The 25,770-nt window shown below is 71.6% G+C and carries 19 protein-coding genes; 13 read left to right on the top strand and 6 right to left on the bottom strand.

The window, feature by feature from the left end; translation table 11 throughout:
- Positions 1-198: 198 nt before the first annotated feature.
- On the top strand, positions 199-1,284 hold the full coding sequence (locus OHQ87_RS11870; protein ID WP_328347802.1) for a branched-chain amino acid aminotransferase: 1,086 nt from the start codon (positions 199-201) through the stop codon (positions 1,282-1,284).
- Positions 1,285-1,391: 107 nt separating this feature from the next.
- Here OHQ87_RS11870 and OHQ87_RS11865 read toward each other — a convergent pair whose 3' ends face one another.
- From OHQ87_RS11865 to OHQ87_RS11845, 5 genes are all read right to left on the bottom strand, one after another.
- Positions 1,392-3,002: a family 43 glycosylhydrolase gene (locus tag OHQ87_RS11865; RefSeq protein ID WP_328347800.1), complete on the bottom strand. Its 1,611-nt coding sequence runs from the start codon at positions 3,000-3,002 to the stop codon at positions 1,392-1,394.
- Positions 3,003-3,085: 83 nt separating this feature from the next.
- On the bottom strand, positions 3,086-5,146 hold the full coding sequence (locus OHQ87_RS11860) for a family 43 glycosylhydrolase (protein ID WP_328347798.1): 2,061 nt from the start codon (positions 5,144-5,146) through the stop codon (positions 3,086-3,088).
- Between the two features lie 89 nt (positions 5,147-5,235).
- Positions 5,236-6,363 (bottom strand): cellulose binding domain-containing protein, encoded by a 1,128-nt coding sequence (locus OHQ87_RS11855; protein WP_328348822.1) that lies wholly within the window; start codon positions 6,361-6,363, stop codon positions 5,236-5,238.
- Positions 6,364-6,899: 536 nt separating this feature from the next.
- On the bottom strand, positions 6,900-7,898 hold the full coding sequence (locus OHQ87_RS11850) for an acetylxylan esterase (RefSeq protein ID WP_328347796.1): 999 nt from the start codon (positions 7,896-7,898) through the stop codon (positions 6,900-6,902).
- Positions 7,899-7,913: 15 nt separating this feature from the next.
- A complete protein-coding gene (locus tag OHQ87_RS11845; RefSeq protein ID WP_328347795.1) occupies positions 7,914-8,954 on the bottom strand; it encodes a LacI family DNA-binding transcriptional regulator in 1,041 nt (346 codons plus the stop codon).
- Positions 8,955-9,237: 283 nt separating this feature from the next.
- Between OHQ87_RS11845 and OHQ87_RS11840 the strand changes: the two genes are divergently transcribed.
- From OHQ87_RS11840 to OHQ87_RS11800, 9 genes are all read left to right on the top strand, one after another.
- On the top strand, positions 9,238-11,637 hold the full coding sequence (locus tag OHQ87_RS11840) for a glycoside hydrolase family 3 N-terminal domain-containing protein (RefSeq protein ID WP_328347793.1): 2,400 nt from the start codon (positions 9,238-9,240) through the stop codon (positions 11,635-11,637).
- The gene (locus OHQ87_RS11835; protein ID WP_328347792.1) at positions 11,634-12,608 is read left to right on the top strand and encodes an ABC transporter permease; all 975 of its coding nucleotides are present in this window, start codon (positions 11,634-11,636) and stop codon (positions 12,606-12,608) included. The genes OHQ87_RS11840 and OHQ87_RS11835 overlap by 4 nt, the downstream gene beginning before the upstream one ends.
- Positions 12,605-13,546, top strand: a complete 942-nt coding sequence (locus tag OHQ87_RS11830) for a carbohydrate ABC transporter permease (protein ID WP_328347790.1) — start codon at positions 12,605-12,607, stop codon at positions 13,544-13,546. Before OHQ87_RS11835 ends, OHQ87_RS11830 begins: the two co-directional genes overlap by 4 nt.
- A 57-nt stretch (positions 13,547-13,603) precedes the next feature.
- The gene (locus OHQ87_RS11825; protein ID WP_328347788.1) at positions 13,604-15,241 is read left to right on the top strand and encodes an ABC transporter substrate-binding protein; all 1,638 of its coding nucleotides are present in this window, start codon (positions 13,604-13,606) and stop codon (positions 15,239-15,241) included.
- Positions 15,242-15,326: 85 nt separating this feature from the next.
- Positions 15,327-16,880 carry a GH39 family glycosyl hydrolase gene (locus OHQ87_RS11820; protein WP_328347786.1) on the top strand — a complete coding sequence of 518 codons (1,554 nt, stop codon included), beginning with the start codon at positions 15,327-15,329 and terminating at the stop codon, positions 16,878-16,880.
- Complete coding sequence (locus OHQ87_RS11815; protein ID WP_328347785.1) at positions 16,877-17,560, top strand: hypothetical protein; 684 nt, start codon at positions 16,877-16,879, stop codon at positions 17,558-17,560. Before OHQ87_RS11820 ends, OHQ87_RS11815 begins: the two co-directional genes overlap by 4 nt.
- Complete coding sequence (locus OHQ87_RS11810; RefSeq protein ID WP_328347783.1) at positions 17,557-19,758, top strand: alpha-glucuronidase; 2,202 nt, start codon at positions 17,557-17,559, stop codon at positions 19,756-19,758. Before OHQ87_RS11815 ends, OHQ87_RS11810 begins: the two co-directional genes overlap by 4 nt.
- A 45-nt stretch (positions 19,759-19,803) precedes the next feature.
- Positions 19,804-20,247: a helix-turn-helix transcriptional regulator gene (locus tag OHQ87_RS11805; RefSeq protein ID WP_328347781.1), complete on the top strand. Its 444-nt coding sequence runs from the start codon at positions 19,804-19,806 to the stop codon at positions 20,245-20,247.
- Between the two features lie 10 nt (positions 20,248-20,257).
- Positions 20,258-20,668: a VOC family protein gene (locus tag OHQ87_RS11800; protein WP_328347779.1), complete on the top strand. Its 411-nt coding sequence runs from the start codon at positions 20,258-20,260 to the stop codon at positions 20,666-20,668.
- A 28-nt stretch (positions 20,669-20,696) separates the two neighbouring features.
- On the opposite strand, the gene manD is transcribed toward OHQ87_RS11800, so the two are convergent.
- Entirely contained in the window at positions 20,697-21,905 is a 1,209-nt protein-coding gene (manD, locus tag OHQ87_RS11795; protein WP_328347777.1) for a D-mannonate dehydratase ManD, read from the bottom strand.
- Positions 21,906-22,154: 249 nt separating this feature from the next.
- On the opposite strand from manD, the gene araB reads away from it, so the two are divergent.
- The 3 genes from araB to OHQ87_RS11780 all read left to right on the top strand — a co-directional run bounded on the left by araB (position 22,155) and on the right by OHQ87_RS11780 (position 25,715).
- Positions 22,155-23,852, top strand: a complete 1,698-nt coding sequence (araB, locus tag OHQ87_RS11790; RefSeq protein ID WP_328347776.1) for a ribulokinase — start codon at positions 22,155-22,157, stop codon at positions 23,850-23,852.
- On the top strand, positions 23,849-24,526 hold the full coding sequence (locus tag OHQ87_RS11785; protein WP_328347774.1) for an L-ribulose-5-phosphate 4-epimerase: 678 nt from the start codon (positions 23,849-23,851) through the stop codon (positions 24,524-24,526). The genes araB and OHQ87_RS11785 overlap by 4 nt, the downstream gene beginning before the upstream one ends.
- Before the next feature lie 172 nt (positions 24,527-24,698).
- The gene (locus OHQ87_RS11780) at positions 24,699-25,715 is read left to right on the top strand and encodes an ABC transporter substrate-binding protein (protein ID WP_328347772.1); all 1,017 of its coding nucleotides are present in this window, start codon (positions 24,699-24,701) and stop codon (positions 25,713-25,715) included.
- Positions 25,716-25,770: the final 55 nt, after the last annotated feature.

Raw genomic sequence — 25,770 nt, 5'->3', positions numbered from 1 at the left:
CCGGCCGGGCGGGGCGCATCGGGGCCGCTGCGGTGCAGGGACGCCGGGCACCGGTGGTGACTGATAGTGTTCTGTGCGACGTTCGCCTGTACCCACCACCCCCGGGACATACCGGGCGGACGGCCCCGACATCTTCGGCCCCGACGGGCAGCACCGTCTCGTCGGGTGCGCCGGCACCCTGTCCCGAGGAGAGCTCGGATGGTCGCGCAGTTCCGGTGGATCCCCACCGACCACCCGTCCCCGCGGCACACCCGGGAGGAGATCCTCGCCGATCCCGGGTTCGGCCGGCACTTCACCGACCACATGGCGACGGCGGTGTGGTCACCGGACGCCGGCTGGCACGACCACCGGGTGGGCGCGCTGGAGCCGTTCACCATGCACCCCGGCGCGGCGGTCCTGCACTACGCGCAGGAGATCCTCGAGGGACTCAAGGCCTTCCGGCACGCCGACGGCAGCGTCTGGCTGTTCCGCCCGGAGCTCAACGCCCGCCGGTTCGCCGCCTCGGCCCGCCGGCTGGTCCTCCCCGAGCTGGACGAGGAGACCTTCGTCGAGAGCGTGGTCGCGCTGGTCCGCGCCGACGAGGCATGGGTGCCGCCGTACGGGGGTGAGCAGAGCCTGTACCTGCGCCCGTTCATGTTCGCCTCGGAGGCGTTCCTCGGGGTGCGACCGGCCCGGCACGTCACCTACTGCGTGCTGGCCAGCCCGGCCGGGTCGTACTTCCCGAACGGGGTCACCGGCGTCACGCTCTGGGTCAGCACCACCTATAGTCGGGCGTCGATCGGCGGCACCGGCGCGGCCAAGTGCGGCGGCAACTACGCGGCGAGTCTGGCCCCGCAGCGGGAAGCCCTGGACCATGGCTGCGAACAGGTGCTCTACCTGGGCGGCGAGGGCCGGCGCAGCATCGACGAGTCGGGCACCATGAACGTCTTCTTCGTGACCCGCGACCACCGGCTGCTCACCCCCGGGCTGGGCACCATCCTCGACGGGGTGACCCGGGACAGCGTGCTCACCCTGGCCACCGAGCACGGGTTGGAGCCGGAGCAGCGCGCGATCGACCTGGACGAGTTGCGGGCCGGCTTCGCCGACGGGTCGCTGACCGAGGCCTTCGCGGCCGGCACGGCCGCCGTGATCACCCCGATCGTCGGGCTGAAGAGCGACGAATTCGCCTTCACCATCGGGGACGGGACGCCGGGCCGGCACACCCGGCAGTTCCGGCAACGGTTGCTCGACATCCAGTCCGGTCGGGCCGCCGACCCGTACGGCTGGATGCGCCGGGTCCGGTAGCCCACCCGGTCGGGCCGGACGGTACGCGGCGGATCCCCTCGGGCGGCCGGGACCGCCGGCTCGTCGGGCCGGGGGCGAGTGGCGGACCCGGCCCGACGAGTAGCGGCTCACTCCAGGACGAAGGTGGCCTCGGCGTTGCCTGTGGCGTCGGTGACGGTCCGCAGATAGAGCAGGCCGCCGCTGTGCCGCAGGTACTGGCCGGGGTAGTTGACCGCCTCGAACGACACCCCTGCGGAGTTCGACAGGCCGGGTCGCTGCACGAAGCTGGCATCGGCGCGGTACGTCGACGAGGCGTCGTCCCGCTCGACCCATACCTCCCAGTTGCGGTGCCGCAGGTGGTAGCCGGGGAAGTTGGTGGACTCCAGGGAGACCGTGTTGCCACCCGCCAGGCCGGGCACGATCCGGAACTGGGAGTCGGCCAGGTTGGTCACGTTCGCCTCCAGCCGGGCCCGGTACTCCCAGTGCCTGACGAACCGGTCGGGCAGGTTGTCCGACCGCAGCCGGACCGGGGTGGCCCCGTCCGGCACCGGGATGCCGAAGTTCGGGGTGCCGTCGGCGTTCCAGTAGACCTTCTGGATCCGGGTCCGCCGGTTGGGGTCGCGCAGCGGGTCACCGCTGATGTCCCGGTAGCTGCGGTCGTGGTAGACGAGGATGTCACTGAGACCGTCCTCGGAGACGGTGAACGAGTTGTGCCCCGGCCCCCATTGGCCGGTGGCGGAGTTGCTGGTGAAGACCGGCTGCGGCGACTTCACCCAGGACGACGGGTTGAGCAGGTCACTGCCGGCCGACGCGGTGAGCAGACCGAGGCAGTAGTTGGCGTCGGTGGCGCTTGCCGAGTAGGTGAGGAAGATCCGGCCGTTGCGTTGCAGCACCGTCGGCCCCTCGTTGACCTTCACCCCGCCGCGCATCTCCCACTCCAGGGTGGGCACGGCGATCCGGGTCGGTGCGCCGCCGAGCGTCCACGGGTTCGCCATCCGGGCGATGTAGAGGTTGGAGTTGGTGGCGATGCCCGGTTCGGCCTGCGCCCAGATCAGGTACCGCACGCCGTTGGTGACGAAGGTCGACGCGTCCAGGGCGAAGGTCTCCCAGGGGGTACGGATCTGCCCCTTCTCCGCCCAGCTCGCGGTCAGCGGGTTCGCCCCGGTGCCCTCCAGGACGTACATCCGGATCGCCCAGACGTTGTCGGTCGCGCCGGCGGCGAAGTAGACGTACCACCTGCCGTCGATGAAGTGGATCTCGGGCGCCCAGATGTGCGCGCCCATGATCCCGCTGGTGTGCCGCCGCCAGATGACGGTCTCCGGGGCGGTGGACAGGCCCTGCAGGGTGGTGGCCCGGCGCAGCACGATCCGGTCGTACTCGGGGACCGTGGCGGTGAGGTAGTAGTAGCCGTCGGTGTGCCGGAAGATGTGCGGGTCGGCGCGCTGTGCGGCCAGCGGGTTGGTGACCCGGACGGCGGGGGTCGCCCCGGCCGGTGCCGCGGCGACCAGCACGGTGGCCAGCATCGCCAGGACGACAAGCACCGCCGTCCGGGTGCGGCCGGGCCGGTGCCGGGCCGGGGACGACGGCGGGACGTCGACCGCCGGCCCGGGACGGCGTGCTTCGGTGGGGGCCGGCCCGGGACGGCGGGCGGCGTCGGTAGCCGCCCCGGGGTGGGCAGTGGTGGGGGAGGGGGACGGGTACGGCGGGACAGCCGACCATCGGGGGTGGGTGGCGGGCACGGCAGCGGCTCCTGTCGGGGTGGGGGATGCGACCGCCGGCCGACCACCTGACGGTGATCGGCCGGCGGGTCGGGACGGGGCTGTTACGACTTGGCCAGGTCGAACTTCCGGACGGTCACCGCGCCACCGAGCGAACTGGTGGCGTAGTTGAACATGGCGAACCGGTAGCCCATGAAGAACTGCCAGGCGTTGTTGAGGGTGAAGGCGGGGCCGAGCGAGGTGAAGTTCACCCCGTCGGTGCTGTACGAGAAGCGGGCCTGCCGACCGGAGCCGGGGCTGATGTCCGCGTTGATCCGCAGCCAGATCTTCCCGCCGGAGATGCCGGCCCCGGCGACCTCGGTGCCGGTGTTCGTGGTGTTCCAGTTGCTGTCCATGGTCAGGTTGTTGACCACGGCGACCCGGGTCGCGCCGTTGTCGCGGCGGACCCCGATCCAGGCCGACTGGTCGCGCAGCATCGCCAGGCCGGAGCGGTCACCGTCGCGCATCGTGGAGTAGTCGAGCTCGATGGTGGCGGTGGACCGGGGGCCCTGGATCCGGTGGGTCAGGGTGTTGCGCGCGGAGTAGAGGTCGTTGGTCACGGTCGCGGTCTGTAGCCGTAGACCGTCGTTGACCGACCACTTCGTGTTGTCCGGGTTGTGGTTCCACTCGTACTGCGGGCCGAGGGTGGTGCCGGCGAAGGTGTCGGTGCCGATCATCGGTTTCACCTGACGCGGTGGCCGCGGCACGTTCGGGTACGGGTACGAGCCGCCCCAGGTGTTGTTGACCAGCTGGAGGACGGGCCAGCCGCTGGAGTTCCAGGTGACCGGGGCGAGCACCGGCACCCGGCCGCCGGGGTAGGCGTCCTGGAAGCCCATGTAGTACCAGTCACCGTTCTGCGTCTGCACCAGACCGCCCTGGTGCGGCACCCCACCGCCGGAGATGGGTCCGGGCAGGTTCAGCAGCACCTGTTGCATGGTGTACGGCCCGAACGGGCTGGACGCCTTCAGGATGTACTGCCCGTTGGCGGGCCGGGTGAGGAAGATGTAGTAGCTGCCGTTGCGCTTGTAGAACCGGGCCCCCTCCAGGGTGCCCACGTTCGACGGGGTGGTGAACACCTGCTGCGACCGGACCTGGGTCTTCCCGTCGGCGGAGAGCTGGGCGACGCTGATGTTCGAGTTGCCGTACGCGACGTACATGGTGTCGTTGTCGTCGACCAGCAGGCCCGCGTCGTAGTAGCAGCTGTTGATGGTGGTGTGCCGGGTCCACGGCCCCTCGGCCGACGGCGCGGTGTAGATGTAGGTCTTGTCGAAGTCGATGCAGCCGCCCCAGTAGAACGTCTTGTTGCTCTTGCGGTAGCCCAGGAACGACGCCCAGATGCCCCGGACGTAACCGCGTCCGGCGGTCATGTCGTACTTCTGGCCGAAGTCCAGCTTGGGCACCGAGTGGCCGGCGAACTCCCAGTTGACCAGGTCGTAGGAGCGCAGCACCGGCGCGCCGGGGGAGTAGTGCATGGTCGACGCCGAGTAGTAGTAGGCGTCGTCCACCCGCAGGATGTCGATGTCCGCGAAGTCCTGCCAGATCACCGGGTTGGTGAAGGTGGACGACGGCGGCCACTGGCCCGGCGGGGTCGTCGGCGGCGGCGTGGTGGGCGGTGGCGTGGTCGGCGGGGGCGTGGTGGGCGGGGCGGTGGTCGGTGGCGGCGTGGTCGGCGGGGCGGTGGTCGGCGGGGCCGTGGTGGGCGGCGGGGTCGACGTGCCGCCGGTGCAGACCGTGCCGTTGAGGGTGAAGCTCGTCGGCTTGGGGTTGCTGCCGTTCCACGAGCCGTTGAAGCCGAACGACACGTTGGCACCGGTGGCGATGGTGCCGTTGTAGCTGACGTTGCGCGCGGTCACCTGGGCGCCGGACTGGGTGACTGTGGCGTTCCACGCCTGGGTGACCTGCTGCCCGGCCCCGTACGACCAGGTCAGGGTCCAGCTGCTGATCGGGTCGCCGAGGTTGGTGATGGCGACGTTCGCGCCGAAGCCGCCGCCCCACTCGGACGAGACGGTGTAGTCGACGGAACAGCCGGCCGCCGCCGCCTCGGCGGGCAGCGCGACAGCCGTTCCGGCGGCGATCAGGCCGGTGGCGAGCAACATCCGCGCCGGCAACTTTCTGGACAGTGGCATGCGGTACTCCTACTGGGGGTGGTGGGAGCCGGTGGTCGAGGAGACGTCCGGCACCGGTGTGCGCACGCACACCGGTGCCGGACGGCCGGTCAGGCGACCGTGCAGGCGGTGCCGTTGAGCGTGAACGCGGACGGTCGGCCGGCGTTGCCGGTGTGCTCGGCCTGGAAGCCGACGTCGACCGAGGTGTTCGGCGCGATCGTGCCGTTGTAGGAGACGTTGCGGGCGGTCACCGCCCCGCTCGTCGGCGCGTAGGTGGCGTTCCAGCCGCTGGTGATGGTCTGCCCACCGGGCAGGGTGAACGCCAGCGCCCACCCGTTGACCGTCGTGCTGCTGGTGTTGGTGACGCTGATCGAGGCGGTGAGACCGGAGTTCCAGGCGTTCACCGTGTACGCGACCCGGCAACCCGCCGAGGCCGGCGGCGTGGTGGGCGGTGCGGTGGTGGGCGGTGCCGTGGTCGGCGGTGCGGTGGTCGGCGGTGCGGTGGTGGGCGGTGCGGTCGTCGGCGGGGTGGTCGGGGTGTTGCCACCGAGGCTCCCGGGCACCGCGCGCAGGGCGTTGTACCAGGTGGTGGCCATCTTGCGGTAGCCGGTGGCGTTGGGGTGGATGCCGTCGGCGAGGTCGGCCGTGCCCACCGCGCTGAACATGTCCACCAGGTGCACCCGCTTGCCGGCGCTGACCTTGCTCTGCACGATCCCGGGGATCGCCGCGTTGAACGTGCGGACCGCCGACTCGGTGCCGTTGCGCGGGATGATGGTGGCGACGAAGACGTCCGCGTTCGGCGCGGTGCTGGTGATCTTGTCGATCAGGGTGGAGAGCCGGGCCGGTGCGCCGGAGGCGTTGTACATGTCGTTGGTGCCGATGTGCAGCAGGACCGTGCGGGGGGTCGTCGCCCGCAGCCAGTTCACCACGTTGGCGTCGATCTGGGCGATGGTCCACCCTGAGTGGCCCTCGTGGTCGTGGTCGCCCAGGTTGGACGGGCCGTTGAACATCGAGCCGACGAAGTCGACCCGGTAGCCGTCGGCGACCAGCCGCTGCCACAGTTCGATCCGGTAGCCGCCGGGGACGTTGAAGCCGTCGGTGATCGAGTCGCCGAGGGGCATCACCCGTACCCCGCCGTTGGACTCGGCGCTCGCGGGTGCGGTCACCACCGAACCGGTGGCGACCACGGCCACCAGGGCGGCGGTGGCCAGGCCCAGCAGGCGCAGGCCCCGGCGCATGGTGGGCAGCCGTCGGCCGGCGGGGGCGGTGTCGACGAGGTGGGGGTGGTCGGACCGGGGTGGCCCGGCGTTCGGGCAGCTCGTGCCGCTCATGGAAACTCCCTGGGGTGGCGGTGCGGACCGGTGCGGCGCGGCGACCGTCCCGGGAGGTCGCCGTCTCGTCCGGCGGGTGGACGAGGGGGTGCGTCGGCACGCCACCCGGACGTCGGCTCGCGGGCGACCGACCACCGCTTACCGGCGGATTTCCCTGAGGTGATGGGCGGACGGTGCGCCACGCGCAACGACCAGGAACCCGGACTCGTCACTGGTCGTGGACGCCGTGTGGTGCCGGTGGTCACCGACCGCGACGTGGACGAACCGGTGATCCACAGCCGGAGCGTGCCCTGCGCTCCCGCCGGGATGCACCATATCGTGTTATCGCTAACATCAGCAACATCGGTGAGCGACGATGCCCGGGTGACCTGCCGGACGGACGACCCACCCCTCGGGCGCGGGGAGACGCCCCGGTGAGCGGAGCCGGCCCTGCCGGCCGCCGGTCACCGGGGCGCGTGGTCGGTGGCCGGTCGGAGCAGCGCCTCGAGCCAACGCAGTTGCCGCTCGACCTGCCACGCCTCGCCGCCCTCGTGGCCGTTGAACGGGTAGGTGTGGAGGTGCCGGGAGGGCGCCTCGGCGTGGCCGTTCGCCGCGCCGTACTGGTTGTAGGCCGCGAAGCCGGTGCGCGGCGGGCAGACGTCGTCCCGCAGCCCGATGCCGAAGTGCGCCGGGGCGGTGGCCCGCCGGGCGAAGGTCACCCCGTCGACGTAGGACAGCGTGTGCCGGACGGCCTCCTCCGCCTGCCGGTGCACCGCCAGATAGCGGGCGATCTCGCCGTAGGGGGAGGCGTCGGTGAGTTCGATCCCGCGCTGGACGTCGCAGAGGAACGGCGCGGTGGTCAGCACCGCCGCGAGGTCGTCGCGCAGGCCGGCGACAGCCAGGGCGAGACCGCCGCCCTGGCTGTTGCCGGCCGCCACGACCCGGGCGGGGTCCACCCCGGGCAGCGCGCGGACGGCCTCGACCGCCCGCACCGCGTCGGTGATCAACCGGCGGTAGTGGTAGTCGTGCGGGTCGAGGATGCCCCAGGTGGCGGGCCACGGGCCGCCGGGCGCCCCGTGCGGGTCCGGGGTGTCGCCCGCGCCGTACAGGCCGGACTGGCCCCGGTTGTCCATCAGGAGGTGCGCGTACCCGGCCACCGGCCAGGTCAGCCGCTCGTGCGGCAGCCCCCGGCCGCGCCCGTAGCCGGCGTACTCGACCACTGTGGGCAGCGGGGCGTCGACCCCGGCCGGGCGGGTGTACCAGGCCCGCACCGGGTCACCGGCGAACCCGGCGAAGGTGACGTCCCAGGTGTCGACCAGGCGCAGCTCGGTCCGGTGCGGGCGGACGTCGACGAGCACCGGCCGGGTGCGCGCCTCGTCGAGGGTGGTACGCCAGAACGCGTCGAAGTCGACGGGTTCGACGACCGTCGGGGCGTACCGTCGCAGTTCGTCGTGGGGGGTCATGGTTTCCTCGTCGGGTCAGTGGCGGGTGGTGGCGGGTGGTGCGGTGCTCTCCCGGACGACCAGCTCGGTCACCAGGTCGATCCGGCTGGTCGCCACCACCCCGCCCCGGGCCAGTTCCAGCAGCATCTGGGTGGCGGTGCCGGCCATGTCCCGCAGCGGCTGGTGCACGGTGGTCAGCGGCGGGTCGGTCCAGCCGGCGACCGGCAGGTCGTCGTACCCGATCACCGAGAGGTCGGCGGGCACCCGCAGGCCGAGCTGACGGGCGGCCCGGAGCACGCCGATGGCCTGCAGGTCCGAGCCGGCGAAGATCGCGGTGGGTCGGTCGGGTGCGGCCAGCAGCTCCAGCCCGTGGGCGTGCCCGCCGTCGACGTAGAAGCTGCCGTAGCGCATGAGGGCGGTGTCCACGGTCAGCCCGACCTCGTCGTGGGCGGAGCGGAAGCCGGCGGCGCGGGCCTGGCTGCACAGCACGTCCCGGGGGCCGGAGATGACGGCGATCCGCCGGTGCCCCAGCTCCATCAGGTGCCGGGTGGCCAGCAGGCCGCCGTTCCAGTTGTTGGAGCCGACGGTCGGCACCGGGGCCGAGGTCGCGCTGTCGGTGTCGACGACCACGAAGGGGATGCGGTGCTCGGCCAGCAGGAGCTGCTGCGGTGGGGTCGGGTGGCAGAGCACGAAGAGCAGGCCCAGCGGGCGACGGGCGACCAGGGCGTCCAGCCGGCGCGGCGCGGGTCGGTGCGCCCCGTCGAGCTGGGAGATGGCGATCCCGAGCCCGGCGGCCGAGGCCACCGCCTCCACCCCGCTCACGATCTCCATCGCCCAGCCGGAGTTGAACTCGTGGAAGACCAAGTCGATCTGGTCGATACCGAGCGACTGCCGGCGGATCCGGCGGCGGTACCGGTGCCGTTCGAGGCTCTCCTCGACCCGGGCCCGGGTCTCGGCGGCGACGTCCGCGCGCCCGTTGAGGACCTTCGAGACGGTCGCCACGGAGACGCCGACCTCCTCGGCGATGGTGGCGATGGTGGCCGGGGCCTGCGGGGTGAGCGGACGGGACGCGGTCATCGAAGCCTTACCGGGCGCTTCCGAAAGTTTCGGAGGACTCTAGCACGCCCACGCCGAAACTTGGGACCGACGTCGATGAAAGATTTTGATGAAGGTGAATGCCCGTTCCGGGAAGAGCGTTCGTATATATCCGATCTGAGGCCCTTGACATGCGCCATCGACGCCTCCTAAGTTGCCCGAAAAAGGCAACGAGCTGTTTACGAAATTTTCGGACCCCCTCCGGTTCCCCGCTTCGGTCGGTGCGACGCGGGACGGGGGAGCGGTCGAAGGTGAGGGGTGTGGCATGAGAAGTCAGGTGCCCGTCGACGACGGTCCGGCACCGCGCGACACCCTGCCCTGGCGAGATCCCCGGCGCTCACCCGCGGAACGGGCCGACGCCCTGGTCCCGCTGATGTCGCTGGAGGAGAAGATCGCCCAGCTCGTCGGGGTCTGGGTCGGCGCGGAAGCCTCCGGCGAGGGGGTCGCCCCGCACCAGGCCGACATGATCGACCACGGTCCGCCGTGGGGCACCCTGATCCGGCACGGGCTCGGCCAGCTGACCCGCCCGTTCGGCACCGCGCCGGTCGACCCCGTCGTCGGGGCGCGCTCGCTGGCCGCCTCCCAGGCGCAGATCGCCGCGGCGAGCCGGTTCGGCATCCCGGCCCAGGTGCACGAGGAGTGCCTCACCGGCTTCGCCGCCTGGCGGGCGACCGTCTATCCGACCCCGCTGGGCTGGGGCGCGTCCTTCGACCCCGCCCTGGTCGAGGAGATGGCCGGCCGGATCGGCCGGTCGATGCGGGCCGCCGGCGTCCACCAGGGACTGGCCCCGGTGCTCGACGTCACCCGGGACTACCGCTGGGGGCGTACCGAGGAGACCATCGGCGAGGACCCGTACCTGGTCGGCACGACCGGCGCGGCGTACGTACGGGGCCTGGAACGGGCCGGCATCGTCGCCACCCTCAAGCACTTCGCCGGCTACTCCGCCTCCCGGGGCGGTCGGAACCTCGCCCCGGTGTCGATGGGCCGCCGGGAGTTGGCCGACGTCATCCTCCCGCCGTTCGAGATGGCGCTGCGCCTCGGCGGGGCCCGCTCGGTGATGAACTCGTACGCCGAGATCGACGGCGTGCCCGCCGCCGCCGACGAGGAGCTGCTGACCGGGCTGCTGCGTGACGAGTGGGGCTTCACCGGCACCGTCGTCGCCGACTACTTCGCGGTGCGCTTCCTGCAGACCCTGCACGGCGTGGCCGCCGACGCCGCCGACGCCGCCCGGCTCGCCCTGCGGGCCGGAATCGACGTGGAGTTGCCCACCGTGGACGCCTTCGGCGAACCCCTGGTGGCGGCGGTCCGGGCCGGCGAGATCGACGAGACGCTGATCGACCGCGCCCTGCGCCGGGTGCTGGTCCAGAAGATCGAACTGGGGCTGCTCGACGAGGGCTGGCAGGAGTTGCCCGAGGACGTGGCGGAGCTGCGGCTCGACGACGAGACCAGCCGGGACGTCGCCGTCCGGCTGGCCCGCGAGTCGGTGGTGCTGCTGCGCAACGACGGCGTGCTGCCGCTCGCCACCGACCTGCGGGTCGCCCTGGTCGGACCGGTCGCCGACGACCCGATGGCCCTGCTCGGCTGCTACTCCTTCCCCAACCACGTCGGCGTCCGGCACCCCGACCACGGGCTCGGCCTCGAACTGCCCTCGCTGCGCGACGAACTCGCCAGGCGGGTTCCGCAGCTCCTGCACGAGCCGGGCTGCGCCATCACCGGCGGGGACACCTCGGGCATCGGGGCGGCGGTCACCTCCGCCGCCGGGGCCGACGTCTGCGTGCTCGCCGTCGGCGACCGGGCCGGCATGTTCGGCCGGGGCACCTCCGGCGAGGGTTGCGACGCGCCCGACCTGCGGCTGCCCGGCGTCCAGGCGGAGCTGGTCCGGGCCGTGCTCGACACCGGCACCCCGGTGGTCCTGGTGCTGATGACCGGCCGGCCCTACGCGCTCGGTCCGGAGTACGACCGCGCCGCCGCCGTCGTCCAGGCGTTCTTCCTCGGCCAACGTGGCGGGCAGGCGCTCGCCGAGGTGCTCACCGGCGCGGTGAACCCGTCCGGGCGGCTGCCGGTCAGCGTCCCCCGCGACGCCGGTGGCCTGCCGGGCACCTACCTGACGCCGCCGCTGGGTCGACGCTCCGAGGTGTCCTCGATCGACCCCACCCCGGCGTACCCGTTCGGCCACGGGCTGAGCTACACCACCTTCGATTGGACCGATCCGGTGGCGGTGGGCGGCACCGATCCCGACGGGCCGCCGGCCTGGCCGGTCGACGGCGAGACGACGGTACGGATCACCGTGCGCAACACCGGGCAGCGGGCCGGCACCGAGGTGGTCCAGCTCTATCTGCACGACCCGGTCGCGCAGACCACCCGACCCGTGGTCCGGCTGGTCGGCTACGCCCGGGTGCCGCTGGACCCCGGCGCGGCGGCACACGTCAGCTTCACCGTACCGGCCGACCTCGCCTCGTTCACCGGGCGCGACGGCCGGCGTGTCGTCGAACCCGGTGACGTCGAGCTGCGGTTCGGCCGGTCCAGCGGCGAGGTCGTGGCGACCGTGCCGTTGCGGCTGACCGGCGTCGAACGGCAGGTCGGTGTCCGACGGCAACTGCTCACGTCGGTACGGGTCGAGCCCGCCGCGACCGACCCGCACGCCGGACAGGAGGCCCGGGGATGACCGCCGAGACGCTGCGGCCACCGCCGCCGGCCCCGGCACCCGCCACCCCGGGCCCCCGACGGCGTCGCCGCCAACCCTGGCGACGGGCGCTGCGCCGGGACTGGCAGCTGTATTCGCTGGCCGTCCTGCCGCTGCTGTTCTTCCTGGTCTTCCGGTATCTGCCGATGATCGGCAACGTGATCGCGTTCCGCCGGTTCAGCCCCGGCGGCAGCGTCTTCGGCGAGTACTGGGTGGGCCTGCGGTACTTCCGGTTGTTCCTCGCCGACCCGACCTTCTGGCAGGTGTTCACCAACACCCTGGTGCTGGGCACGCTGACCCTGCTGTTCTGCTTCCCGCTGCCGATCGTGCTGGCGCTGCTGCTCAACGAGGTCCGGGCCCGCCGGCTCAAGCGGTTCGTCCAGTCGGTGTCCTACCTGCCGCACTTCCTGTCCATCGTGATCGTGGCGGCGATGGTGATGCAGCTGCTGTCGATGGACGGTTCGGTCAACCAGGTGGTCCGGGGGATCGGCGGGGAGGCCGTGCCGTTCCTGCAGCAGCCGGGCTGGTTCCGGGCCATCTACGTCTCCTCGGAGGTCTGGCAGACAGTCGGCTGGGGAACGATCCTCTACCTGGCGGCGCTCACCACCATCGACGAGAACCTGTACGAGGCGGCCCGGATCGACGGGGCGAACCGCTGGCGGCAGACCTGGCACGTCACGCTGCCCGGGATCCGGCCGACGATGGTGACCCTGCTGATCCTCAACATCGGCACCTTCATGGCGGTCGGGTTCGAGAAGATCCTGCTGCTGTACAACCCGTTGACGTACCCGACCGCCGACGTGATCTCCACGTACCTGTTCCGGTTGGGCTTCGAGTCCAGCAACTTCAGCTACGCCGCCGCCATCGGCCTGTTCGAGGCGGTGATCGGGCTGATCCTGGTCCTCGGGGCGAACACCATCTCCCGGCGCACGGTGGGGACGAGCCTGTGGTGACCGTGGCCCCCGGCACGGCCGGCCCGAAGACGACTGACGCCCCGCGGGCCCGCCGCCGGCGCGGGATCCGCCCGACCCGGGGCTACCGGGTGTTCCAGGCGGTCAACGCCGTCGTGCTGACCCTCGTGGTGATCGTGACGCTCTACCCGTTCGTCAACATCGTGGCCCGGTCGCTCAGCGACGAGGCACCGATCATCGCGGGGAAGGTCAACCTCGTCCCGCAGGGCTTCAACCTCACCGCCTACCGGCTGGTGATGTCCGACCCGATGTTCTGGACGAACTACCGCAACACCGTGGTCTACACCGTCGTGGCCACCGCCATCTCGATCGTGCTGACCACCTGCTACGCGTACGTGTTGTCGAAGCACCAGCTCAAGGGGCGCGGGGTGCTCGTCGGGATCGCCGTGTTCACCATGTTCTTCTCCGGCGGGCTGATCCCCAACTACGTGCTGATCACCAGCCTGGGGCTGAAGAACAGCATCTGGGCGGTGGTGCTGCCCAACGCGGTGAACGTGTTCAACCTGCTGGTGATGAAGGCGTTCTTCGAGAGCCTGCCTGTCGAGTTGGAGGAGGCCGCCGCCGTCGACGGGCTGAGCACGTACGGCACCCTGCTGCGGATCGTGCTGCCGCTGTCCAAGGCGATCATCGCCACCATGGTGCTGTTCTACGCGGTGTCCTTCTGGAACTCCTGGTTCACCGCGTTCCTCTACCTTGACCAACAGGACCTGCTCCCGGTCACGGTCTACCTGCGCAACCTCATCGCCGGGGCGACCGGAGCGCAGTCCGCCGGAGGCGTCGCCCAGTCCGACGCGGTCCAGGCCGCCGCCACCATCCAGGCCGTGACCATCGTGCTCACCACCCTGCCGATCCTCGCGGTCTACCCCTTCATCCAACGGTTCTTCGTGTCCGGCGTGATGCTCGGCGCGGTCAAGGGGTAGCCCGGCCGACGGCTCCACCCCGCCCCACCCCCCACCACCTGATCGAAAGGACGAGCCATGTTCCACAGGACGTGGCGCCGCGTGGCGATAGCCGCTGCCGGGCTGCTCACCCTCACCCTCGTCGGGGCCTGCTCCGAGGACGCTCCGGAGGCCAAGGACCTGTCCGGAAACCGGGCCGGCGCGATGGCCGACTACGGACTCGACACGCAGTTCAAGGCGACCGAGCCGCTCTCCTTCTCCATCCTCTACAACAACCACCCGAACTATCCGCTCAAGGACGACTGGCTGTTCTGGTCGGAGCTGACCAAGCGGACCAACGTCAAGCTCGAACCGGTGGCCGTGCCGCTGAGCGACTACGAGCAGAAGCGCAGCCTGCTGATCGGCGCCGGCGACGCCCCGCTGATCATGCCGAAGACCTACCACCCGCAGGAGAACGCCTTCGTCTCCTCCGGCGCGATCCTCCCGGTGAGCGACTACCTGGACCTGATGCCCCACCTCAAGGACAAGATCGCCAAGTGGAACCTCCAGCCGGAGTTCGACACGCTGCGGCAGTCCGACGGCAAGTTCTACCTCCTCCCCGGCCTGCACGAGAAGCCCTGGGCGGAGTACTCGATCGCGGTGCGCACCGACATCCTCCAGCAGCTCAACCTCCAGATCCCCAAAACCTGGGACGAGCTGTACACCGTGCTCAAGGCGATGAAGGCACGCTACCCCGACTCCTACCCGTACTCGGACCGGTGGAGCAAGCCGAACCCCGGCGGGGAACTGTTGAGCATCGTCGGCGCCGCGCACGGTATCCGGACCGGCTGGAGCTGGAACCCCGCCACCTGGGATCCGGCGGCGAAGACGTTCGTCTACACCGGTGCCACCGAGCAGTACAAGCAGGTGATCGTGTACCTCAACAAGCTGGTGGCCGAGAAGCTGCTCGACCCGGAGAGCTTCACCCAGACCGATGAGCAGGCCCGGCAGAAGCTCGCCAACGGCAAGTCCTTCGTCATCGGCAGCAACGCCCAGAGCCTGGTCAACGAGTACCGGCCCGACCTGGCCAAGACCCAGCCGAACGCCAAGCTGACGAAGATCCCGATGCTGGTCGGCCCGGCCGGCGAGATCAACCCGGCCAGCCGGCTGGAGAACGGCATCATGATCTCCAAGAAGGCCCGGGACAGCAAGAACTTCGTGGCGATGATGCAGTTCATCGACTGGCTGTACTACTCCGAGGCCGGCGAGGAGTTCGCCAAGTGGGGCGTCGAGGGCACCACCTTCACCAAGGACCCCGCCGGCAAGTACACTCTGGCCCCCGACGTCGACATGATCGGGCTCAACCCCAAGGGCAGCAAGCACCTGCAGAAGGACTTCGGCTTCGGCAACGGGGTGTTCTCCTACGGCGGCAAGCTCGACCTGGTGCAGTCGTTCTTCTCCCCGGAGGAACTGGAGTTCCAGAAGGTGATGAACGCCCGGCCGCCGTTGCCGGTGGACCCGCCGGCCCCGCTCACCGACGAGGAGCGGGAGCAGGTGTCGCTGTGGGAGACCCCGTTGAAGGACCACGTCACCCAGAACACGCTGAAGTTCATCCTCGGCCAGCGGCCGCTCACCGAGTGGGACGCCTACCTCGGTGAGCTGAAGGCCAAGAACTCGGACCAGTACATCGGCCTGGTCAACAAGGCGCACGAGCGGTTCCAGAAGGACAACGGCTGACCGACCCGGTCCGGCCGGGCCCCGCCACAGGCCCGGCCGGACCGGTCACCGGCACCGGCACGGCGACCACCGGAGGACGACGACGATGCGGATCACCGTTCCCGCCCAGCCCGTGGGCCGGCTCACCGGTGCCTGGCGGCACTGCGTCGGCACCGGGCGCTTCGAACTGGCCCTGCGCCGCGACTACCAGGAGTCGCTGGCCCTGCTCCAGCGCGACATCGGCTTCCGGCACATCCGCGGCCACGGCCTGCTCAGCGACGGCGTGGGCGTGCACCGCCCCTACCAGCACCGGGGCGAACGTCGGGTGCACCATTCCTTCACGTACGTCGACCAGGTCGTCGACGCCTACCTCGAGCTGGGCATCCGCCCCTTCGTGGAGCTGGGGTTCATGCCCACCGCGTTGGCCTCCGGCGACCAGACGGTGTTCTGGTGGCAGGGCAACGTCACCCCGCCCCGCTGCTGGTCGGAGTGGGCCGACCTGGTCCGCGCCACCGTGGCCCACCTGGTCGACCGGTACGGCCTCGACGAGGTACGGGGCTGGCCGATCGAGGTGTGGAACGAGCCGAACCTGCCCGACTTCTGGCAGGGCGCGGACCGGGACGCCTACCACCGGCTCTACGAGGTCACCGCGCATGCCGTCAAGGAGGTCGACGCCGGGTTGCAGGTCGGCGGTCCGGCGATCTCGCCCGGCGCGGACGACTGGCTGGAGCCCTTCGCCGACTTCGTCACCGCGCACGACGTGCCTGTCGACTTCGTCAGCCGGCACGCCTACACCTCCGGCCCCGCCCAGCACGTGCCCTTCGGCACCCACCAGACCCTGGCCCCGGCGTCGTCGCTGCTGGAGCAGTTCGCCGCGCCCCGCCGGCACCTGTCCGGCACCGCGCTGGCGGAGCTGCCGGTGCACATCACCGAGTTCAACTCCTCCTACCGGCCGGACAACCCGATCCACGACACGGCGTTCCACGCCGCGTACCTCGCCCCGGTGCTGGCGGCGGGCGGCGACCTGGTCGACTCCTTCGCGTACTGGACGTTCAGCGACATGTTCGAGGAGACGGGGGTGCCGACCGCGCTGTTCCACGGCGGGTTCGGCCTGCTCACCCACCGCCAGCTCAAGAAGCCCACCTACCACCTGTACGCCTTCATGGCCCGGCTCGGCGACGAGGTGCTGGCGCGCGGGGCGGACCACCTGGTCACCCGGCATCCCGACGGTCGGGTCGCCGTCCTGGCCTGGGCCCCGGTGGACGTGACAGGCCACGAGCCGGTGCCCGACCGGCACCCCCTGACCCTGTCGGTGCCGGTGGGTCCACCTGGTACCACGTCGGCCTTCCAGCTCCGCTCGTCGGTCGACGAGGAGGCCGGCAACGCCTGGACGGCCTGGTGCGAGATGGGCCGGCCCCGATCCCCCCGACCCGGTCAGCTCGACACCCTGCGGGAGGCCGCCGAACCGGCCCGCTCCCACCGGGCCCTGCCGGTCACCGCCGGCCGGGTCGACCTCGACCTCACCCTGGCCCGGCACGAGGTCACCCTGGTCGAGCTGGCCCCGGTGCGCGACGAGACCCCGCCGTGGTGGGACGACGCCCGACTGCTCGGCGGCACCGGGCAGCGGACCGCGCCGGCCGACCGGGACGACCGGCCGTGAGCGCGCAGACCTGGCGGGAGTTCGGCGACGGCCCGCTGTCCCGGGCCGCCGCGTCGGTGTACACGGTGCTCGTCGTCGGGCTGCTGCTGACGCTCGCCGCCCTGCCCGGCCTGGTGCCGCTGCTCCTGCTCGGTCGCGACGCCAGCAACCTGCCGCTTGTCGCGCTCTGCCTGCTGCCCGTCGGCCCGGCGGTCTCCGCCGCCCTGTACGCCCTGCACCACCAGCGCCCCGACCTGACCGACCTGCGGCCCGCCGCGCGGTTCCGGCAGGGCTACCGGGCCAACCTGCCGCAGGTGCTGCGGATCTGGGTGCCGCTGCTGCTGTGGCTGACCGTCATCGGGGTGAACCTCACCCACCTGCCCGCCGCTGCCGTCCCGACCGGTTGGGCGGTGCCGCTGGTCGGCGTGGCCGTCGGGGCCACGTTGGTCGCCGGCAACGCCCTGGTGATCGCCTCGCTGTTCACCTTCCGGACCCGGGACGTGCTGCGGCTGGCGCTGTACTTCCTGGTTCGGACCCCCGCCGTAACCCTCGGCACCCTGCTGCTGCTGGCCGCCGCGGGGGCGCTCACCGTGCTCTTCTCCGAGGCATCGCTGGTCCTGCTGGCCGGGCTGTTCGCCCTGGCCTACCTGCGGATCGGCACTCCGATGATCGACATCGTGCGGAAGGACTTCACCGGATGAGCGGGAGCGTCACGGCCCGGGATGCCGCTGCGGGCGGCCCGACGAGAGACGGAGCGGCCGGTACCGCACCGGTACCGCACGCCGCCTGGCTGCCACCTGAGGCGTTCCGGGCCCTGGGGGCACGCCGGGTGCTTGTGCACGGCGACGGTCCGCTCGTGGACACGGTCTTCGACGAGGTCGTGCGGGCCTGTGCCGGGCACGGCGGGTGGGCCGGCCGGACCGGCGTCGGCGCGGGCTCCGGCTCGTCGGCGGACGGTCCGTCGGCGGGCGGTCCGTCGGCGGGCGGCTCGTCGGCGGGCTGCCCCGTCGACCTGGTGCTCGCCGTGCGTGGCGCGGATCCGCTGCCGTCGGCGGTGCCGGCCGGGGCGACGGCGACACCTGTCGGCGACGCCGGGCCGCTCGGCGACGAGGGCTTCCTGTGCAGCCGGGTCGACGGGGTCACGGTGGTGCTGGCCGACGCGCCGGCCGGGCTGCTCTACGGACTGTTCCACCTGGTCCGGGCCGGGGAGGCCGCGTTCACCGGGGACCGCCCGACGCGGGCGCACCGACCCACCCTGCGCCGCCGGATGCTCGACCACTGGGACAACGTCGCCGTACATCCGGGATCGGGGCAGGTGGAACGGGGCTACGCGGGCGGCTCGATCTTCTGGCGTGACGGCGGCCCCCGCGGCGACCGGGACCGGCTGCGGGCGTACGGGCGGCTGCTGGCCTCGACGGGGGTCAACGCGATCTCGGTGAACAACGTCAACGTGGGCGTCACCGAGGCGCGGCTGCTGACCGACCGGCTCGACGACGTGGCCGAGATCGCCGACCTGCTGCGCCCGTACGGCGTCCGGGTGCACCTGTCGGTGACCTTCGCCGCCCCCGTCGTCCTCGGTGGCCTGCCCACCGCCGACCCCCTCGACGACGAGGTGCGGCAGTGGTGGCACGACACCACCCGACGGGTCTTCGCGCGCATCCCCGACTTCGGCGGGTACGTGGTGAAGGCCGACTCGGAGGGGCAACCCGGCCCGTTCACCTACGGGCGGGACCACGCCGACGGCGCGAACCTGCTCGCCGCCGCGCTCGCCCCGCACGGGGGAGTGGTGCACTGGCGGGCGTTCGTCTACGACCACCGGCAGGACTGGCGGGACCGCCGCACCGACCGGGCCCGCGCCGCGTACGACCACTTCGCTCCGCTGGACGGCCGGTTCGCCGACAACGTGGTCCTCCAGGTGAAGTTCGGCCCGGTCGACTTCCAGCCCCGGGAGCCGGTGTCGCCGGTGATCGCGGCGATGCCGGCCACCCGGTTGGCGGTGGAGTTGCAGGTGACCCAGGAGTACACCGGCCAGCAGTGGCACGCCTGCTACCTCGCGCCGTGGTGGCGCGAGGTGCTGGGCTTCCGGCCGTGGGGGCCGCCGGAGCGGACCGTCGCCGACGTGCTGGCGGACGTGCCCGGCCCGCAGCCCCGCCGGGGCGGTGACCTGGTCGCCGTCGCCAACGTGGGGGACGACCCGTTCTGGTGCGGGCACCCGCTGGCCCAGGCCAACCTGTACGCCTTCGGCCGACTGGCCTGGGATCCGTGCCTCGATCCGGTGGCGATCCTCGACGAGTGGATCGACCTGACCTTCCCGGCGTCGACGGTCGGTGACCCCGACCTGGTACGCGCGACGCTGCACGCGGTGCTGGACGACTCGTGGCGCACCTACGAGCGGTACACCGCCCCGTTGGGGGTCGGCTTCATGGTGAACCCGGCCGGCCACTACGGGCCCAGCGTGGACGGCTACGAGTACAGCCGGTGGGGCACCTACCACTTCGCCGACCGCGACGGCGTGGGGGTGGACCGGACCAGGGCGACCGGCACCGGCTTCACCGGCCAGTACCCGCCCCCCTGGTCCCAGGTGTACGAGTCACCCGAGCGCTGCCCGGACGAACTGCTGCTCTTCTTCCACCACGTCCCGTACTCCCACGTCCTGCACAACGGGTCCACGGTCATCCAGCACATCTACGACACCCACTTCGCCGGGGTGGAGGAGGTGGTGGCGATGCGGGAGCGGTGGGCCCGGCTCGCCGGGATGATCGACCGGGCGGTGCACGACCGGGTCGCCGAGCGCCTCGACGAGCAGCTGCGCTGCGCCACCGAGTGGCGCGACCAGGTCAACACGTACTTCTTCCGCAAGTCCGGGGTACCCGACGCCCGGGGCCGCCGTATCCACTGACCGGATGCCGCGCGACGTGCCGGCGTGCCGTGGCACGATCACGGGATGACCAGCAGATCCGCCCCGGAGCAGCAGCTACGCGACCTGGCCCGGCTGCGCCGGGTGCGGGACCGGATCGACCGGGAGTACGCCCGGCCGCTGGACGTCGAGGCGCTCGCCCGGGGCGTGCACATGTCGGCCGGGCACCTGAGCCGGCAGTTCCGTCGCGCCTACGGTGAGTCACCCTACGCCTATCTCATGACCCGGCGGATCGAGCGGGCGATGGCGCTGCTGCGCCGGGGCGACCTCAGCGTCACCGAGGTCTGCTTCGCGGTCGGCTGCGCCTCGCTGGGCACCTTCAGCACCCGCTTCACCGAGCTGGTCGGCGTCCCGCCGAGCAGCTACCGGGCGTCGTCGACGCCCGGATCGGCGGAGCCGCCGCCGTGTCTGACCAAACAGGTGACCCGGCCGGTCAGGAATCGAGAAGCGCCCGCACCGGTCATCACCTAGCGTGATCAGCATGGATCTCACCATCGACACCTGCGTCCTGCCGCACGACGATCCGGACGCCTCGCTGGCCTTCTACCGCGACATCCTCGGTTTCGAGGTCCGCAACGACGTCGGGTCGGGCAGGATGCGCTGGATCACGGTCGGCCCGCCCGGCCAGCCCGGCACGTCGATCCTGCTGGCGCCGCCGGCCGTCGACCCGGGCGTCACCGACGAGGAGCGCCGCACCATCGCCGAGATGATGGCCAAGGGCACCTACGGCTGGCTGATGCTGGCCACCCCCGACCTCGACGGCGTCTTCGAGACGGTGCAGGCCGGTGCCGCCGAGGTCGTCCAGGAGCCGATCGACCAGCCGTACGGGGTGCGCGACTGCGCCTTCCGCGACCCGGCGGGCAACCTGATCCGGGTCAAGGAGCTGCGCTGACCGTCCGGTGGCCCGGTGGTGGCCCGGCTCACCAGGGGTGGACGGTGCCGTCCTCCAACCGGTTCACCGGCAGGTACGCCGGGGCGTACGGGTAGCGGGCCGCCGCCTCCTCGTCGATGTCCACCCCGAGGCCGGGGGTCTCCGCCGGGTGCAGGTAGCCGTCGGCGTAGTGGTAGCCGTGCGGGAAGACCTCGTCGGTGGCGTCGGTGTGCCGCATGTATTCCTGCAGCCCGAAGTTGGGGATGGCGATGTCGAGGTGGAGGGCGGCGGCCATGCAGACGGGGGAGAGGTCGGTCGCCCCGTGTGAGCCGCTGCGCACGTGGTGCAGCGCCGCCAGGTCGAAGATGCGCCGCAGGTGGGTGATCCCGCCAGCGTGCACCACCGTGGTACGGATGTAGTCGATGAGCTGTTCCCGGATGAGCTGGGCGGCGTCCCAGACGGTGTTGAACACCTCGCCGACGGCGACCGGGGTGGTGGTGTGCTGGCGGATCAGCCGGAAGCCCTCCGGCAGTTCGGCGGGGACCGGGTCCTCCATCCAGGTCAGCGCGTGCGGTTCCAGGCTCTTGCCGAGCCGGGCCGCCTCGATCGGGCTGAGCCGGTGGTGCACGTCGTGCAGCAGCCGCAGGGTCGGGCCGAACTCGTCGCGTACCCGGGCGAAGACGGTCGGCACGTGGGCCAGGTACCGCGCGGTGGACCAGGTCGCCTCGCTGGGCAGGGCGGCGTCGGCCGGCTCGTAGAACAGCTTGTCGGCGCTGACCCCGTAGGTCTTCGGCAGCCCCGGCACGCCGCACTGCACCCGCACCGCCCGGTAGCCGAGGTCGACGTAGCGGGCGACCTCGACCAGTACGTCCTCGACTGTCTCGCCGTTGGCGTGCCCGTAGACGGTGACCCCCTCGCGGGACCGGCCGCCGAGCAGCTGGTAGACCGGTAGGCCGGCGACCTTGCCCTTGATGTCCCACAGCGCGGTGTCCACGGCGGCGATCGCGCTCATCGTCACCGGTCCGCGCCGCCAGTACGCCCCCTGGTAGAGGTACTGCCAGGTGTCCTCGATCCGGGCCGGGTCCCGCCCGATCAGCAGCGGCACCACGTGGTCGCGCAGGTACGACGCGACGGCCAGCTCCCGGCCGTTGAGGGTGGCGTCACCGACGCCGGTGACCCCCTCGTCGGTGACGATCTTCAGGGTGACGAAGTTGCGGCCCGGACAGGTCACGATGACCCGGGCGTCGACGATCCTCACGTGGCCTCCTCCGGATCGCCCCGAAGTCTGGAACCGGCCGTGGAGGTGTGTCAAGAGCCCACCCGGCCGAACGGATGTGACCGCTCACCTGCTCGACGCATGTCGACCGCTCGATGGCTGGTCGGGACGGTGGCCGTGGACCCTGTGCAGGGGCTGCCAGAGATGGTTACGGCAGTGTTACATGGAAGCGCCTTGACGGATTCCATGTGAGCGCTAACACTTGCCCCCAACGATTGAACGGAGAACGGCATGGATGCAGGCGCGAAGCCGCAGGACCGGTACGTCGTCGGCGTCGACTACGGCACGCTGTCGGGTCGGGCGCTGGTGGTGCGGGTCGGCGACGGCGCCGAGCTGGGCACGGCGGTGCACGAGTACCGCCACGCGGTGATGGACACCACGCTCGCCGTCGACGGTCGGCCGCTGCCGGCCGACTGGGCGTTGCAGGACCCGGACGACTACCGCGAGGTGCTGCGCCAGGCGGTGCCCGCCGCGTTGGCCGAGAGCGGCGTCGACCCCGCCCAGGTGGTCGCCGTCGGCATCGACTTCACCGCCTGCACCGTGCTGCCCACCCTGGCCGACGGCACCCCGCTGTGCGAGCTGCCCGACCTGCGTACCCGCCCGCACGCCTGGGTGAAGCTGTGGAAGCACCACGCCGCCCAGCCGCAGGCCGACCGGATCAACGCGCTGGCCCACGCCCGGGGCGAGTCCTGGATCGGCCGCTACGGCGGCAAGATCTCCGCCGAGTGGCAGTACGCCAAGGGCCTGCAACTGCTGGAGGAGGACCCGGAGGTCTACGCCCGCGCCGAGCGGTGGATCGAGGCCGCCGACTGGATCGTCTGGCAGCTCTGCGGCGTCGAGACCCGCAACGTCTGCACCGCCGGCTACAAGGGACTGCTCCAGGACGGGCACTACCCGTCGGCGGCCTACCTGGCCGCGTTGAACCCCGGCTTCGCCGACTTCGTCGCCAAGATCGACGGGCCGCTGGCGCAGTTGGGTGCGCGGGCCGGTGGGCTGACCGCGCAGGCCGCCGCCTGGACCGGGCTGCCGGAGGGGATCGCGGTGGCTGTCGGCAACGTCGACGCCCACGTCACCGCCGCCGCCGCGCAGGCGCTGGCCCCCGGCCGGTTGGTCGCCATCATGGGCACCTCCACCTGCCACGTGGTCAACGGCACCGAGCGGGCCGAGGTGGCCGGCATGTGCGGGGTGGTCGACGGCGGGATCAGCGCCGGCTCCTGGGGCTACGAGGCCGGCCAGAGCGGCGTCGGCGACATCTTCGGCTGGTACGTGAAGCACGCCGCCCCCGCCGGGTACGCCTCCCACGAGGCGCTGACCGAGGCCGCCGCCGCGCAGCCGGTCGGCGCGCACGGGCTGGTGGCGCTGGACTGGTGGAACGGCAACCGCTCGCTGCTCGTCAACCACGACCTCAGCGGGGTGCTCGTCGGGCTCACCCTGGCCACCCGCCCGCCGGACGTCTACCGTGCGTTGCTGGAGTCCACCGCGTACGGCACCCGCATGATCATCGAGGCGTTCGCCGAGGCGGGAGTCCCGGTCGACGAGCTGATCGTGGCCGGTGGGCTCACCGGCAACAGCCTGCTGATGCAGATCTACGCCGACGTGACCCGGCGTCCGCTGGGCATCATCGGCTCGGCGCAGGGGCCGGCCCTGGGCTCGGCGATCCACGCGGCGGTCGCGGCCGGGGCGTACCCCGACGTGCCGACCGCCTCGGTGGCGATGGGCCGGGTGGACCGCGAGGTGTACCGGCCCGACCCGGAACGGGCCCGCGCCTACGACGCGCTCTACGCCGAGTACCGCCGGCTGCACGACCACTTCGGCCGGGGCGGCGACGACGTGCTGCTGCGGCTGCGGGCCATCCGCAACGCCGCCCGCCAGGCGGCCGTCGCGCCGTCGGCCGAGACGACCATCGAGTCCCTGGAGGTGCCGGCATGACCCTCGACCTCGACGCCGAGGTGGCCCGGCTGCGCGAGCAGGTGGCCACCCTGCACGGCGAGCTGGTGCGCTACAACCTGGTGGCCTGGACGGCCGGCAACGTCTCGGCCCGGGTGCCCGGCCGGGAGCTGATGGTGATCAAGCCGAGCGGGGTGTCCTACGACGACCTGCGGGCCGACAACATGATCGTCTGCGACCTCGACGGCGTGGTGGTCGACGGCGACCTCTCCCCGTCCAGCGACACCGCCGCCCACGCCTACGTCTACCGGGCGATGCCCGAGGTCGGCGGGGTGGTGCACACCCACAGCGGGTACGCCACCGCCTGGGCCGCCTGCGGCGAGGCGATCCCGTGCCACCTCACCGCCCAGGCCGACGAGTTCGGCGGCGAGATCCCGGTCGGTCCGTTCGCGCTCATCGGCGGCGACGACATCGGCAAGGGCATCGTGGCGACCCTGTCCGGGCATCGCTCACCGGCGGTGCTGATGCGCAATCACGGCGTGTTCACCATCGGCCGGGACGCCCGCGCGGCGGTGAAGGCCGCCGTGATGTGCGAGGACGTGGCCCGTACCGCCCACCTGGCCCGGACGCTCGGCACGCCCGTGCCGATGGCCCGGGCGGACATCGACTCACTCTACGACCGTTACCAGAACGTCTACGGGCAGCCGGGGCCGTAACCCCCGACCTGGCCCGTACCCGCCACCGGCCCGCCCCGCGGGTCCGGTCGATCCACCGCAACCCGATGCACCAACCCCTGGAAGGTCCGGCCTGCCCGGCGTGCCGTGTCGGCCGGTCCTCCCCGTAGTAGCACCCCATCCCCCACCTCATCCCCGTACAAGGAGTCTTCACATGGCGAAGACCGGCATCACCCTCACCCGGCGCGGCCTCGGCGCGATGCTCGCCGTCGGCCTGCTGGCCGGCGGACTCGCCGGCTGCGGCAACAGCGACACCGACACCGACGGCGACAGCGGCAGCACCGGCGGCAACAGCAAGCTGGTCATCGGTTTCTCGCAGGTCGGCGCGGAGAGCGGCTGGCGCACGGCGAACACCAACTCGATCAAGGAAGCCGCCACCGAGGCCGGCTACGAGCTGAAGTTCGACGACGCGCAGGGCAAGCAGGAGAACCAGATCAAGGCGATCCGCAACTTCATCCAGCAGAAGGTCGACGTGATCGCCTTCTCGCCGGTGGTGGAGTCGGGTTGGGACACCGTGCTCAAGGAGGCCAAGGACGCCAAGATCCCGGTGATCCTGACCGACCGGGCCGTCGACTCGGCCGACAAGAGCCTCTACAAGACCTTCATCGGCTCGGACTTCGTCAAGGAGGGCAAGCTCGCCGGTGAGTGGCTGGTCAAGGAGAAGTCGGCCGCGACCGGCCCGGTGAACATCGTCGAGCTGCAGGGCACCACCGGCGCGGCGCCCGCCAACGACCGCAAGAAGGGCTTCGCCGAGGCGATCGCCGCCAACCCCAACCTGAAGGTCGTCGCCTCGCAGAGCGGTGACTTCACCCGGGCCGGCGGCAAGCAGGTCATGGAGCAGTTCCTCAGGGCCAACCCGAAGATCGACGTGCTCTTCGCGCACAACGACGACATGGGCCTGGGCGCGCTGGAGGCGATCACCGCGGCGGGCAAGACGCCCGGCAAGGACATCACCATCATCACCGTCGACGCGGTCAAGGACGGCATGCAGGCCCTGGCCGACGGGAAGTTCAACTTCATCGCCGAGTGCAGCCCGCTGCTCGGCCCGCAGCTGATGGACCTGGCCAAGAAGGTCAAGGCTGGCGAGGAGGTCCCGGCCCGGGTCGAGACCGAGGAGACCACCTTCACCCAGGAGCAGGCCAAGACTGCTCTGCCCAACCGGAAGTACTGATCCGACCGGAGGCCGCCGCGTTCGGCGCGGCGGCCTCCGCTTCCGAGGAAAGGTT

It is taken from the genome of Micromonospora sp. NBC_00421 (assembly GCF_036017915.1).
Taxonomy (GTDB): Bacteria; Actinomycetota; Actinomycetes; order Mycobacteriales; family Micromonosporaceae; genus Micromonospora.
Note: the sequence above shows the minus strand (reverse complement) of the source record. Positions and strands in the feature narration are given on the sequence as shown.